Source organism: Paenibacillus oleatilyticus (genome assembly GCF_018998565.1).
Taxonomy (GTDB): Bacteria; Bacillota; Bacilli; order Paenibacillales; family NBRC-103111; genus Paenibacillus_G; species Paenibacillus_G oleatilyticus.
Genome location: NZ_JAHNZO010000042.1, coordinates 41665 through 54262, shown reverse-complemented (window position 1 = coordinate 54262; position 12598 = coordinate 41665). Strand labels below are relative to the sequence as shown.

The following is a 12598-nucleotide window of genomic DNA, read 5'->3' as shown; positions in this document are numbered from 1 at the left end:
TTTCGGCCCCGCGGGCGTAGCGCCCGCCGAGCCAGTCCGGCCGGCCGGGCGCCCAGCCGCCGAAGGCGGGGGGCGGCTCGACCGCAAACGCCGGGTGCTCGTCCAGAAACGCGGCGATCATCGCCTCGTTCTCCTCCGGCGAGAACGTACAGGTCGAGTAGACCATCAAGCCGCCCGGCTTCAGCATGTGAGCCGCCTGCCTCAGCAGCGTCCGCTGCATCTCGGCGTATTTCTCCGGCCAGTCCGGACGCCAGACTTTGGCCATATCCTCTTCCTTGCGGAACATGCCTTCGCCCGAGCAGGGCGCATCGATCAGAATCTTATCAAAGTAGCCGGCAAAAGCTCCTTCCAGCTTCGCCGGATCTTCGTTCAGCACGACGGCGTTGCGTACGCCGCTCAGCTCAATGTTTTTCACCAGCGCCTTCACCCGGTCCGGATGCACGTCGTTCGCTACGATCAGCCCGGCTCCTTGCAGCTTGGCCGCAAGCTGCGTCGTTTTTCCGCCCGGCGCGGCGCATAAATCCAGCACCCTTTCGCCGGGGCGGACGTCAAGCAGCTCGACAGGAGCCATTGCGCTCGGCTCCTGAATGTAATACAGTCCTGCATGGTAGTGCGGATGCTTTCCTGGCCGCCCGTCTCCTTCCCGGTAGTAAAAGCCGGTTCCCGCCCATGGAACCGGTTCGAGCTCCAGGCAGGTCAAGCCGCGAAACTGCTCTACGGACAGTTTGAGCGTATTGACGCGCAGGCCGTAATGCCGTTCCTCCCCATAAGACGCCAGAAAGGCCGAATATTCGGCCTCCAGCAAGCCTTCCATTTTTTGTTTAAATGCTTCCGGCAGCATCGGCTCCGTCATTATCGTCACTCGTTTCAGTTAATCTGGAAGAAAAAGATTTTATCGCTTCCGGTGTTCCTTCGCTTGGATGTCCCTAGTCTACCCATGTATTCCACGCCAATGTCGAAAATCCTTCAATTTTATTGTATGATAGAAGGAGGAAACTTTGCATAAGTAACGAATGTTTTTGGAGTAACCATTTATCTCGGTAGGAAGAGGGGAATCATGAAAAAGTTAGGTATCTTTTTAGCGATTATCGTCGTTCTGTTCGGAGCTCTTTATTTTGTCAATCAACAATCCAACCAGGCGAAATTCGGAAAGTACGCGAATAACGTATACGGCATTGCGCCGGACAAGCTGAATCCGGCCACGCTGGCGCTGCTGGAGGATCCGTACTACCAAAACATCATTTTGCCTGACGCGCTCGACAAGAAGATCGCAGCTCAGGAAGATTTCTACCTGTACTATTTCGGTTCGACGTGCCCGCACTGCAAGGTGACAACGCCTGTGCTTATGCCGGTCGCCAAGGATTTCAACATCGACGTCAGGCAGTTCAATCTTGAAGAGTTCAGGGACGGATGGCAAAAATACAATATCGAAGCAACCCCGACCTTGATTTATTACAAAGGCGGCAAAGAAGTCGAGCGTCTCGTCGGTGAACAAAAAGCCGAATCATTCAAAGCCTTTTTCGAAAAACATAAAAAATAATCCTGCCGGCTGTCGGTGGACGCCCAAGGATACCCGAAGCAGCGGATTGCGGTCCGTTGTTTCTTTTTTATTTCATTTTTTTAAAAGGAGCTGTAACGGGCCACGATGCAACCCAAACAAGCATGGCTGACCGGAAAATATATATTGACCGCAGTCGTTATCGTGCTGCTGTCGCTTCTGATCTTCGTTAAGTTCGCACACGATTTACGGGAAAATCAACTGGAGCGCTTTGACCGGACGTATATCGATTGGATTCAATCGCATATCAGTCCTAAGCTGACCATATGGATGAAGGGGATTACTTTATTCGGGGCGTTTCAGACGTTGTTCGTCCTGCTGCCCGTTAGCGTATCTCTGATGGTGTGGCGAAAGAAGAAATGGGAAGCTCTTTTTTTCGTAGTGGCCGTCACCGGCGGCATGCTGTTCAATCAGCTGCTGAAGCTAATTTTCGAACGGGAGCGGCCGATGCTGCGCCGGGTCGTGGAAGAAACGGGCTACAGCTTCCCCAGCGGTCATTCCATGGCGTCGATCGTCTTCTACGGCATGCTGGCCATGCTCTTCTTCATGTTCGTCAAATCTCCCGTTCTGAAGCTGGTGATCGCCGTAACGGCCGGCTGTTTGATCATCATGATCGGCGTAAGCCGCATTTACTTGGGGGTTCATTATCCGAGCGACGTTGTCGCCGGATTTGCCGCCGGGGCGGCATGGCTTACCGTATGCGGGGTCGGGCTGCAAGCCGTTCTCGTCTCGCGGCGGTCCTAGCGTCGCAGTGCTGCGCCCGGCCGCCGGTCTAATCCTCTTCGTGCGGCTCCGGCGGATTCTGCTTCAGCTCTTCCACCAATGCCTCCAGTTCGGCGTCCAGAATATGGATGTCCAGATCGTAGAAAGCAAAAGGCTGCTCCTCCGCACGCGCCAGCTTGTTCAAGTACAGGCGGCTGTCGTCGCGAAGCCGGCCCAGGTCGATCCCCAGCGCGTCCTCCGGGTAGTTATCCAATTTGTCCAACGCTGCGGTAAACAGCTTGATCGACCCGCTTGTATTGCCGTTGCGGTAATGGTAAAGGCCTACTGCCACCTGCAGCAGGCCTTGGTACAACGGATGTCTACCTTCCTCGAGCCAAAGCTCCTCCATCACTTCGTGACATTCGAAATAGTCACGCGCCACGTTAAAATAATAGACGAACTCTATATATAAACGATCGTATGACGTTGTCACCGTCTCGCCTCCGTTTCGGTAGCCTCCAGCGGAGGCCCGGCTTCACCGGACTTCAGGCCAAGGAATTTTTCTTCGCCCGGTGAACCGCCTGATCCACCTCGTTTGACAGCTTCTTCAGCAGCCAGACGTCATCCGTATCCCATAGCTCGTTGAAGCGCATCTGAAACTGCGCGGCTTCCCGCACCCGCAGATGAAAATACAGCTCCTGAATGCCGTTTAGCACCTTGGTCACAATACTCGACTTGTCCTCGAACAGCTTTTGAGCTTCGACGATCTCTTCCCGGATGCTGCTCATCTCCTGATCGAGCTGGTAAGCGGCTTCCGCCGCCCGGCTGAGCCGTGCGACGACATCCTCCGGCAAGCTTTCCCGGTATTTATAGTTCAGCGAATGCTCGATCGTCGCCCAGAAATTCATCGCCAGCGTCCGCAGCTGAATCTCGGCCAGCACGCGCTTCATGCCGAGCGCCGTCTGGACCCGGTATTCCACAATCATATGGTAGCTGCGGTAACCGCTCGGCTTGTTATTCGTAATATAATCTTTCTCATATAATAGCGTCATATCTTCCCGGGCACGGATCAATTCGGCCAATCGTTCGATATCCTCAACGAATTGACACATGATCCGGATGCCCGCAATATCTTCGATCCCGGTCTCGAGCTGATCCATCGGAACACTCAGCCGTTTGGCTTTTTCCAAAATGCTGGAAGTCCTCTTGACCCGGCCGGTTACGAATTCGATAGGCGAATATTCATCCCGGCTTTTGAGCTCCGCGCGCAATGTCTTGAATTTGACTTTCAATTCCTCGACCGCCTGTTCGTAAGGCAGTAGAAACTTTTTCCAATCGCGTCCGTCCATTCCGTCGACCTCCAAATCTTTCTTGCCTTAATGCCCCGATCCGATCGCCTCCGATATGTGCGTAAATCCGTCCTGCCGAAGCAATGTGCGAAGTCCGCGGTTTATGCGCCGCAGCACGTCCGGCCCTTCGTAGATCAAGCCGGTGTATACTTCGACCAGACTGGCTCCCGCCCGAATCTTCGCATAGGCGTCCTCGGCCGTAAAAATGCCTCCCGAGCCGATAATCGGAAGCTTCCCGTCCGTCAAACGGTATACGGTTCGAATCAGCTCGGTAGAGCGCCCCGTCAGCGGTCGGCCGCTTAATCCGCCCGTTTCTCCCCGGTTCGCATGGCGCAGACCGTCTCTGGCGATCGTCGTATTGGACGCGATGATGCCGGAGACGTTACTCCGTACAATCGTTTCGACCATATACTCGATTTCCTGCGACTCCAGATCGGGCGCAATCTTCACGAGCACCGGCTTCTCCCGTCCGCCGAAGCGGGCATGCTGTTTGCGGATCTCGTCCTTCACGGCCGCGAGCAGACGCGACAGATCGTCCCCGTGCTGCAGATTGCGCAAATCCGGCGTGTTCGGCGAGCTGATATTGACGACGAAAAAGTCTCCGTATCCATATAGCGCTTGAATGCAAGCGCGGTAATCGTCTTCCGCCTGTTCGTTGGGCGTCGTTTTGTTTTTTCCGATATTGATGGCAAGCGGAATCGTGCGCTGGCCTTGATTGCGCAAATTTCGCTTCATGCCTTCGATTCCGACATTGTTGAACCCCATCCGGTTGATGAGCGCCTCGTCCTCCGGGAGCCGGAACAGCCGCGGCAGCTCGTTGCCGGCTTGCGGCTTCGGTGTCACCGTGCCGACTTCCATAAAGCCGAAACCGATGTTCGAAAAACCGGGGACCGCTTTCGCATTTTTGTCCAACCCTGCCGCCAAGCCGACCGGATTCGGAAACTTGATCCCCCATAGCTCGCTCTCCAGCTCCGGATACGCCCGGACGCCCCACATCGCGCGAAGCAACCCCCGTCCGCCAGGCAGCTTGGCAAACGTATGCAGTCCGTCGATAATGAGATGATGCGCCTTCTCCGGGTCCATCCCGAACAGCACCGGCTTTGCGATTTTTTTGTAAAGCATGCTTCTGTCCTCTCCCCGCACGTGTCTCTTCGTTAGTCTCTTTTGACAGTTTAGCGCTTTACGAAGCAAAAATAAAGGGGACAAGTCACAAAATCCATACAACTTAAAACAATACATTATGTTAAAATATGCTTAATCCATTTATAAAGGCAGGGCTGAGGTCTATGTCAAAAAAGAAAATATCCCCCTATGCGCAGCGGAAAACAAAGGATGAGCCTAATAAGAAGTTGATCGTGTGGGCCAGCTCCATCTTCGGCGTCGTCATTCTCGGCATGATTGTTCTGCTTATTTTCAACCATTAAGGCTTGTTAGCGCTTTCCATCCTCTAGCCCAAGAGCTTGGTCTTCTCTAACAAAGGCTATGGTAGAAGTCTTTTGAAAATATCACCGGTAAAACAGGTGGAGTATGCCCTGTAGGAAGCGCTTGCGCTGCCCGCCTTTGAAATTCGTGATAATACCGCAAAATGGAATCTGAATATCACGAGTTTCAAGAGCGGCCGTAAGGGCATGCTCCACCGACTATCAAGGTGATGCTTTTCATGCTAAAGCCTCAGCCGACTTGGAAGACCAAGCTCCCTAATTCAACCAATTGTACTTCTTCCCGGGATTCGTGTCGACGCTTTGCGGCGTCACCCCATACGGTTCGGGGCTGCGTGATTCCTCCTTGGACAGCGCGCCTTTGCCGATCGTCACACTCGTTCCGAGCGGTACCAGATCGAACAGCTCCTCCACATCTTCCTTAGCCATACGAATGCAGCCCAGCGATTCGTCCTTGCCGATACTGGACGGCCGGTTCGTTCCGTGAATCGCATAATTCGTATCGGACAGCGTCATCCCCCGGCTCCCGAACTCCCCGTTCGATTTTCCGTTCGGATTGCGCACCTTTTCCGAGATGACGAAGCTGCCCTCCGGTGTTCGTTCGGCCCCCAAGCCTACCGGATAATTGCGGACGACGATGTTGCCGCTGACGACCGACAGCCGGTGAGCCTGCTTATCGATAATAATCCGCATCGGTTCGGTTAACGGCTTGGTCAAACTCCCCTGTCCCGTTCCGGGCGGCACGGGATTTCCGTCGGCGGCCGCAGGCTGCGCCCCGGCTTGCTTGAGCCATGCGCTCAGCTCTGCAGCCAAAGCCTCCTTGTCCCGGTCGAACGTTTCCTTCATATAGGGAGTCAGCCCCGGCAGCACGTTGTTCGGATACGCTTCCGTCAGCTGCGAAGCCTGCGCCGGCGCTTGCCCCGTACGCCGGATATAAGCCGCAACGGCAGAGCGCAGCACGAGATCCTGCTCCTGCTTCGTCATCCAAGCGGCCACAATGCCATCCGCCTTCTGCGGATCGCTCGGCTGGCAGCTGCAAGCAGCCGCATCATGATAATCGATCTGCTGCTGCGCCGCATTCGCTTTCGCTTCGACAGAAAGCAGCGTCTCCGGCTTCTTCAGCCAGTTGATCCAAGCGGTCCCGTCGAGCGGAATCCCCCGGGCCAAAATCGCGTAGCTGCTGATTCGTTCACGCAGAAGCATCTCTTGCAGCGCAGCGCCGACATTCTGTTGAGTTTTCTCGCCGGCCATATAGTACACTTTCGTTTCCAGCAGCTCGGAGGACGTCATCCCTTCCGGCAGCACGATGACCGGCGTGCGGGCGCTTTCTTCCGTCTTCTCGAATATACGCCCCAGCTCGGGGGCAAACAATATACCGGCAAACGCGAGCAGACCGACAGCCATCAGGCGGGCGAGCCGTTTCCGTCTGTCCTTCTGACGTTCCGTTCCCCAGCGATGGATCGGTTCGATTTCCTCAGGAGGCAGAGCCACCTTCTGATTCTCATACGCTTCATAGACTTCTCCGGCCTGCGCGTAACAGTACAGCGCCTTTCCCTTTTTCCCCTGCGCTTCATAGTCGCGTCCGAGCAAGTACCACGCCATTTTATTGTTCGGATGCTCTTTGACGTATTTTTTTAAATAAAACGGATCCTGTTTGAAAAAGAGCTGAAGCTGTTCTTCCGAATCCTTCGAATCTTTCGGTTTCACGGGGCGCCCCTCTCTTTCCGTCTTCCTGCAAACTATATCGGCGAGAGAAGCGCTTTTCTTAATACTCTCGCTTCGCTTCCTGCATCCTTTCTTCCGATGTAAACCTAATCGAAAAGACCTACTCCGAGAAGAGCGCCGCTTAAAAAATTCCTCGGAATAGGTCTTATTTTGTCGGAATGCAAATTACTTTGATAATTTCGTTTTGCTGCGCACAATCGCCGTTTGTGTCGCCTCGTCCCACTGAACGTCCATTCCGATTTCTTCGGCAAAGAAACGGAGCGGCACGAAGGTGAGATTTTGCGAAATATACGGCTCGACATCCGTCGGCTTGACGGTTGCTTCCTGTCCGGGTACCGTCCGCTTGATTCCGGTCTTTCCGATATACAGCTCGATCGTCTCGCCGTCCTTGGCGAGCTGCACGGCCCGGGCCGCATTGTCGAATGTCACTTTATAATCAAGCGCTTCCGTAATGGCCCGGATCGGAACCATCGTTCTTCCGTTGACGATCTCCGGCTGGGCCTCGAACGCGATCTGCTGCCGGTCCACGACGACTTTAACGGCGCCATCCTTCGGAAAACCGTCCGGCAACCGATACAGACTGACTTCGCGAAGCTTGTTGTTGTAGGCGTCGGCCACCAGGATCGCTCCATCGGCACGAACTCCGACATCCATCGGACGATGGAACGCAGCGCTTCCTTCAATCCCGTCAACATTTCCGGTTGTACGGTCGGCTGCCCCGGCGATGGTGCTGACTTGCCCGTCCAGCAAGTAACGAATCGCATGGTTCTGACTGTCGGCAATGACAAGTCCGCCTTCCCCCGTCAAGGCAAGGCCCATCGGAAAGTTAAATCTCGCATCCGACGCGCTCCCGTCGGCGAAGCCGCTCTGAACGTGCAGCTCTTTGTTCGTTGCCGCCTGACCTCCGCCTGCCAGCGTCGTTACCTTCCCCGTCTGCAAATCGATATATCGGATGCGCTGGTTCCCGGAATCGCTTACGATCAAATTTCCTTTGGCGTCCAGCACAAGAGCGGTCGGCTCGTTAAACTTGGCGCTTTTCAAATCCCCGTCGGCAAAATCCCCCGCAGGCGATACCTGTCCGGGAAACAATTCTACGACGCGGGACGATAAGGCATTCAGCGTCTTGACTTCACCCGAAGGTGATATGCTTCGGATCGCATGATTGAGCGAATCCGCCACGTACAAGGTACCGTCGGCTGCGACAGCCACATCCGTCGGACGATAGAACAAAGCATCCTGCCCTTTGCCGTCCTTTCTTCCGAGCAGCCCGCTGCCCGCGACGGTGCTGACCTGACCGGCGGTATCGATTTTACGGATCGCATGATTTCCCGAATCGGCTACGTATACGTTGCCGTTAGCGTCGGCAGTAAGTCCTTGAGGCTCGTTGAAAAGCGAGGCATTGCTCTTCCCGTCTAACAGAGCGCCAACAGGGAAGCCTTTGACGTCCTGTTTATAGGGTGCACCGGCGAAGGTGCTGACCGTCCCCTGCGACAGCTTGCGGATCAGTTGGTTTCGGGTATCCGAAACCAGCACCGTACCGTCCTTCAGCACAGCCAATCCTCCCGGCATCCGGAAGGAAGCGGACGCGCCCGCTCCGTCCACGCTCCCCAAGCCGCCGTTTCCGGCCAATGTTGTCATCTCCGTTAACGGTTGCCCGTTCTCGCCCTGCAGGGCGTCCTTCGACCACTCGGCAGCTTGCGCGCCCGATGCGCCGCCAATCATGGCGGACATCAGAAGCGACACGGCGATTCGTTTCGTTGCTTTCTTCATAGCTTGCTCCTTCCCGTACCCCGCACCTTACTTCGTGCCGACGCTAATCGATTGAATGTCTCTGCTTTCGTATACCGTATTTCCTTGTTTGTCGATGATTTTGATAAAGCCCAGATCAACTTTGGCGGAACCGGCGGCCGAATCGACAACCGATAAAGGTACGTTTACAAGCAATGTATCTCCGATTAATTGAATCGGCTTTATTGCGCCGGAGCCCTGCGTTTCAAAGGCTGTCGCCGCGTAGATCAATTCGCTCCTGGAGCCGTCGCTTACCTGGCGAAGCGTCTCTGCCGTTTGAGTGCCATAGAATACGGTGCCCGGAACGGACGTCAGGTCTGCCGGACCTCTGTAGTCCAGCGCCGCCTTGTTATAAAGCAGATGCGCTTCGACGGAATAGAACGACGCAGCAGGCGTAAAGCCTTTCATCGTCAACGCCAAGTTGATCTTCCCGTCCTTGACGCCGTCGGCCTGTGCCAGAGTTACTCCCAAAATATGAATCGGCGGAATGGAAACCGGAACGCTTGCTGCGGATTCGCGGAAAGCCTGGGCCGTTAAGTTGTAAGTTCCGGGCTGCAGTGCCCGAAGCGTAACGGTGACTTCGCTATCTCCCTGGCCGTCCGCGCGTCCGACTTCCTCCGTGCCGTTCAGCACACGGATAGTTGTCCCGGCGGCGGCTTTCAATTTAATTTGCACCGGATTCCGCACCGTCGCTTCCGCTATCGGGCTAATCAGCACTGGGGCGGAAGGACGGTCGTCCGTAGAGCCGCCGCCCGATCCGCTGTCACTCCCGGAATCAGCGGGAGGCGAAGTAGGGCGGGAGGATGAATCGGGCGCAGGCTGATTGGCGTTTTTCCTTTGGCTTTCCTCGAATTGTTTCTTCTCGTCCGCACTAAGCGTGCTCGTATATTGCTCCGTTGCCTTTTGATCCGCTTCTGCAACGGCTTTCCGGTTCTGGTCTTGAATTCGCTGCCTATCGGCTTCAACACGATCAAGCAAAGCCGCCAGCTTTGCCTGATTATCGCGCAGCTCCCTTTGCTCCTGCTCATATGCGGTATTTTTCGGCTCCGCCTGTTTTTTTAACTGCTCCACTTCCGGATCAATGCCTGCATTTTTATCCATGGCGGGCGGATTGTGAATATCCAGCTTTCTTGAAGCGTCGGCAATGTTCGCATTGGCTTCGTCCACAGCTTTTTGAGTCAGTTTCCCTGCGTCTACGGCCGATTTGGCCAGCAGGGACAGAAACCGGTCAAAATTGGTTGTGACGGCTTCCAAATCTGCCGGCGTACTAATCTTCAGAATCGAACGCCCGTCCGGTTTTGCCTCGCCTTTATCCAGATTTTCTTTTAGCTGCGCTTTAATTTTATCTTGCTCTTTTTGGATATCCCCGATATTCTTGATAAAGCTTTCGAGCACTTTTTTATCCAGAACCTCGACCAATGCTTTGGGGTCGGCATACTCCGCTTGCGCTCTTGGGTCCTTATTCGGTTCGGAGGAGCTGAACGCCACCTGCTGGGCCGGGTATACCGACACGCCTTCTGCATTCCGGGTCTGCTTATGATCCGCAGCGGAATCAGCTTCTGAAGCGGAGACGATTCCCGCCGCCACGGCCATCGTCGTTTCCCCCGTCTTCCAATTGACGGACGTCATAAAGTTCGTTCCCCTGACGCCCATAACCGCCGTCGGCGTCTCGACTTCGAATTCTTCCTTCGAGCCGATCAGAGATTTGACTTTCGCCCATAAACTGCCAGCCCAAGATTTCACCTTGGTTTTCTTGCCGCCGTTTTTTTCAACTAAATCGGATATGTATACTTCGGAATTTTCGCCGATCGTAATCTCGTCCTCGCGGTCCACCACCCGCAGCACGACCGAGGAGGACGGACCGGTCACGATCGAATCGCCCTGATTCAAATTCAAGTCCTGATACACCGCGTAAGAGCGCGAGCCGCCCGATTTCTTGTACGCTACATCCCCCGTTACTTCAACGACAGCCGCCGACCGGGATGATTTGGCATTCGCCGGGCTTGCGAGAACCAAAGCGGCTCCCCCTTGCAACAGCATAGCGAAAACAAGCACCCAAGCCAGAGCCGGCTTTCGCTTCCGTCTATTGATCCGCACTGCGTTCGCCACAACAAAACCCCTCTCCGGAATCCAAAAATCTATTCATATTGTAAAGTGAGAAACGGTATTATTCAACGAATTTCGCCAAATGAAGCCGGAACGTCTTTCATTCCCATCACCTCAAAAAGCTTGAGCGGAACGCTCTTTCCTTTCATTAGCTTCTCCCCGGCAAATTGATAATCGAAAGCATGCTTCGTCCGCTCGTAAGTTGCTTCGGACACCAGGATCTGATTCGGCTGCGTATTGGACTCGATGCGGGCAGCCGTATTCACGTTGTCGCCAATCGCCGTATAGTCGACCCGCAAATATGACCCGATATTGCCGACTACGACATCGCCGGTGTTGATGCCAATACCAACGCTGATCGAAACGCCGTATTTCTCCAGCACCTCGGCGCGCACCTTCTCCATCCCCCTCTGAATTTCGTAAGCAGTTTTGACCGCATAATACGGATGATCGGGCACGTCCAACGGAGCATTGTACAGGATCATCGCCGCATCCCCGATAAATTTATCGATCGTGCCGCGGTTTTCGAGGGCCCGCTCCGTGATCAAGTTAAACATCATATTCAAGAAGTCGACAACTTCTTCGGGCTTCAGCTTCTCGGACAGCGGGGTAAACCCGCGGACGTCGAGGAACAGAACGGTGAGTTCCTTGCTGATCCCCCCGAGCTGGATTTCCTCCTCGCTGCTCGCAATCTCTTTAACAAGGTCGGGAGAAATATAGCGTCCGAACTGCTTGGTAATGTAATTTTTTTGCTTCGTTTCAAAATACGTCTTCATGGACAAATTGCCGAAATAGGCGAGGAGCCCGCAAGCCACCGCATCAACAATGTCCAGATGCTTCGAGTAGGCCGCGAAATACTCGTATTGTCCGGCGAACAAAAGAACGACGACCGCCAGCGTAAAAACCGCTCCGCTGATCGCCCGCAGCCGCCAAGTCACCCACCCGAGCAGCAGAACGACCAGCAGCGTAAGCGCAAAATCGATTCGCCTGTCTACAGGCAGCACGACCTGCTGCTTCAAGATCTGATTCAAAATGTTGGCGTGCGCATACACCAGATGCATATGCTTCTCCACCGGGGTAACGCCCTCGTCCGAGCCTGGAGCCGTATAGCCGACAAGCACCAGCCGGTCTTTGAACGTCTGAGGCGGCACGCCGCCCTTCAGCACTTTGGCGAACGGAATCGTTTCGAAATCGAATTCCTTCGCATCCCAACGGATCAGCATTTCGGACTTGGGACGGCCGTCCAATAAAGGAAGGTCCAGGTACCGGCTCACATCGACTCCCGCGAGCTGCGCCATCGCAAGCCCGAACGACGGATAGACGCCTTGGGGCGAATTGATTTGCATCCAGTTGGTGCGAATGACGCCGTCGCTGTCGTAAGCCGCATTGATGTGCGATTTTCCAACCGACTGGCGAAAGGCCGGAATCGGTTCCGTCACCGAACGGGCAACCAGAAGCTCCCCCGCCTTCACTTTCATCGACCGGTCGAATTTATTTTCCAGGTTCGCGTGGGACGGAATCACGATGTTGCTGTACTTGGCCAATTCGTCCGCCAGCGCCCGGTCGCTTTCCGGCTTGTCGCTTTCGGTGTATAACTCGATATCGAAGCCGATCGCCTTGACGCCTGCGCTTTCCAGCAGCCGGATCAGCTCGGCGTATACTTTCCGGTCCCACGGATAAGGCCCTACTTCCTGAATGGAGGCGGAATCGATGCCGATGACGATAATATCCTCATGCGGGGCCTGGGTCATGGTTTGCTTCATGTTAAAGTCGAATAAACTGTCGGACAATACCTTAAGCGCCCCGGTCGTCAAAAGCACGATACACAGCAGCACGATTACCGCATTGCCCGCTGTGATAACGCCGGTCTTGCTCCATCCTTTTTTCATGAAAAAGGCCCCCTGTTTTTCTTGCAGTTTCCGCTATTCATC

Annotated in this window: 11 protein-coding genes; 3 read left to right on the top strand and 8 right to left on the bottom strand. The window is 54.7% G+C overall.

The window, feature by feature from the left end:
• The coding region (locus tag KQX66_RS33595; RefSeq protein ID WP_216797920.1) for an RsmB/NOP family class I SAM-dependent RNA methyltransferase at positions 1–853 on the bottom strand (853 nt) is incomplete at its 3' end.
• 204 nt (positions 854–1057) lie between these two features.
• Here KQX66_RS33595 and KQX66_RS33590 point away from each other — a divergent pair.
• Both KQX66_RS33590 and KQX66_RS37660 read left to right on the top strand, forming a co-directional pair.
• Complete coding sequence (locus KQX66_RS33590; protein ID WP_216797919.1) at positions 1058–1540, top strand: thioredoxin family protein; 483 nt, start codon at positions 1058–1060, stop codon at positions 1538–1540.
• A 105-nt stretch (positions 1541–1645) separates the two neighbouring features.
• Complete coding sequence (locus tag KQX66_RS37660; protein ID WP_253957609.1) at positions 1646–2302, top strand: phosphatase PAP2 family protein; 657 nt, start codon at positions 1646–1648, stop codon at positions 2300–2302.
• A 28-nt stretch (positions 2303–2330) separates the two neighbouring features.
• On the opposite strand, the gene KQX66_RS33580 is transcribed toward KQX66_RS37660, so the two are convergent.
• Genes KQX66_RS33580 through KQX66_RS33570 form a run of 3 tightly spaced genes read right to left on the bottom strand, consistent with a single transcriptional unit; the run spans position 2331 to position 4731 of the window.
• Complete coding sequence (locus KQX66_RS33580; protein ID WP_216797918.1) at positions 2331–2753, bottom strand: DUF309 domain-containing protein; 423 nt, start codon at positions 2751–2753, stop codon at positions 2331–2333.
• A 52-nt stretch (positions 2754–2805) separates the two neighbouring features.
• On the bottom strand, positions 2806–3609 hold the full coding sequence (gene yjbM / locus KQX66_RS33575) for a GTP diphosphokinase (protein ID WP_216797917.1): 804 nt from the start codon (positions 3607–3609) through the stop codon (positions 2806–2808).
• A 27-nt stretch (positions 3610–3636) separates the two neighbouring features.
• Positions 3637–4731 (bottom strand): quinone-dependent dihydroorotate dehydrogenase, encoded by a 1095-nt coding sequence (locus tag KQX66_RS33570; protein WP_216797916.1) that lies wholly within the window; start codon positions 4729–4731, stop codon positions 3637–3639.
• 164 nt (positions 4732–4895) lie between these two features.
• Here KQX66_RS33570 and KQX66_RS33565 point away from each other — a divergent pair, with 164 nt between their 5' ends.
• Positions 4896–5033, top strand: a complete 138-nt coding sequence (locus KQX66_RS33565; protein ID WP_216797915.1) for a hypothetical protein — start codon at positions 4896–4898, stop codon at positions 5031–5033.
• 273 nt (positions 5034–5306) lie between these two features.
• Here KQX66_RS33565 and KQX66_RS38125 read toward each other — a convergent pair whose 3' ends face one another.
• The 4 genes from KQX66_RS38125 to KQX66_RS33545 all read right to left on the bottom strand — a co-directional run bounded on the left by KQX66_RS38125 (position 5307) and on the right by KQX66_RS33545 (position 12556).
• Positions 5307–6755 carry a L,D-transpeptidase family protein gene (locus KQX66_RS38125; RefSeq protein ID WP_216797914.1) on the bottom strand — a complete coding sequence of 483 codons (1449 nt, stop codon included), beginning with the start codon at positions 6753–6755 and terminating at the stop codon, positions 5307–5309.
• Between the two features lie 183 nt (positions 6756–6938).
• Complete coding sequence (locus KQX66_RS33555) at positions 6939–8543, bottom strand: stalk domain-containing protein (protein WP_216797913.1); 1605 nt, start codon at positions 8541–8543, stop codon at positions 6939–6941.
• 27 nt (positions 8544–8570) lie between these two features.
• Positions 8571–10670, bottom strand: coding sequence for a FecR family protein (locus KQX66_RS33550; RefSeq protein WP_216797912.1), 2100 nt, complete (start codon positions 10668–10670; stop codon positions 8571–8573).
• 62 nt (positions 10671–10732) lie between these two features.
• On the bottom strand, positions 10733–12556 hold the full coding sequence (locus tag KQX66_RS33545) for a CHASE2 domain-containing protein (RefSeq protein WP_216797911.1): 1824 nt from the start codon (positions 12554–12556) through the stop codon (positions 10733–10735).
• Positions 12557–12598: the final 42 nt, after the last annotated feature.

Coding starts and splice junctions, on each gene's coding strand:
- KQX66_RS33590 (WP_216797919.1), top strand. CDS start 1,058: ATGAAAAAGTTAGGTATCTTTTTAGCGATTATCGTCGTTCTGTTCGGA.
- KQX66_RS37660 (WP_253957609.1), top strand. CDS start 1,646: ATGCAACCCAAACAAGCATGGCTGACCGGAAAATATATATTGACCGCA.
- yjbM (WP_216797917.1), bottom strand. CDS start 3,609: ATGGACGGACGCGATTGGAAAAAGTTTCTACTGCCTTACGAACAGGCG.
- KQX66_RS33570 (WP_216797916.1), bottom strand. CDS start 4,731: ATGCTTTACAAAAAAATCGCAAAGCCGGTGCTGTTCGGGATGGACCCG.
- KQX66_RS33565 (WP_216797915.1), top strand. CDS start 4,896: ATGTCAAAAAAGAAAATATCCCCCTATGCGCAGCGGAAAACAAAGGAT.
- KQX66_RS33555 (WP_216797913.1), bottom strand. CDS start 8,543: ATGAAGAAAGCAACGAAACGAATCGCCGTGTCGCTTCTGATGTCCGCC.
- KQX66_RS33545 (WP_216797911.1), bottom strand. CDS start 12,556: ATGAAAAAAGGATGGAGCAAGACCGGCGTTATCACAGCGGGCAATGCG.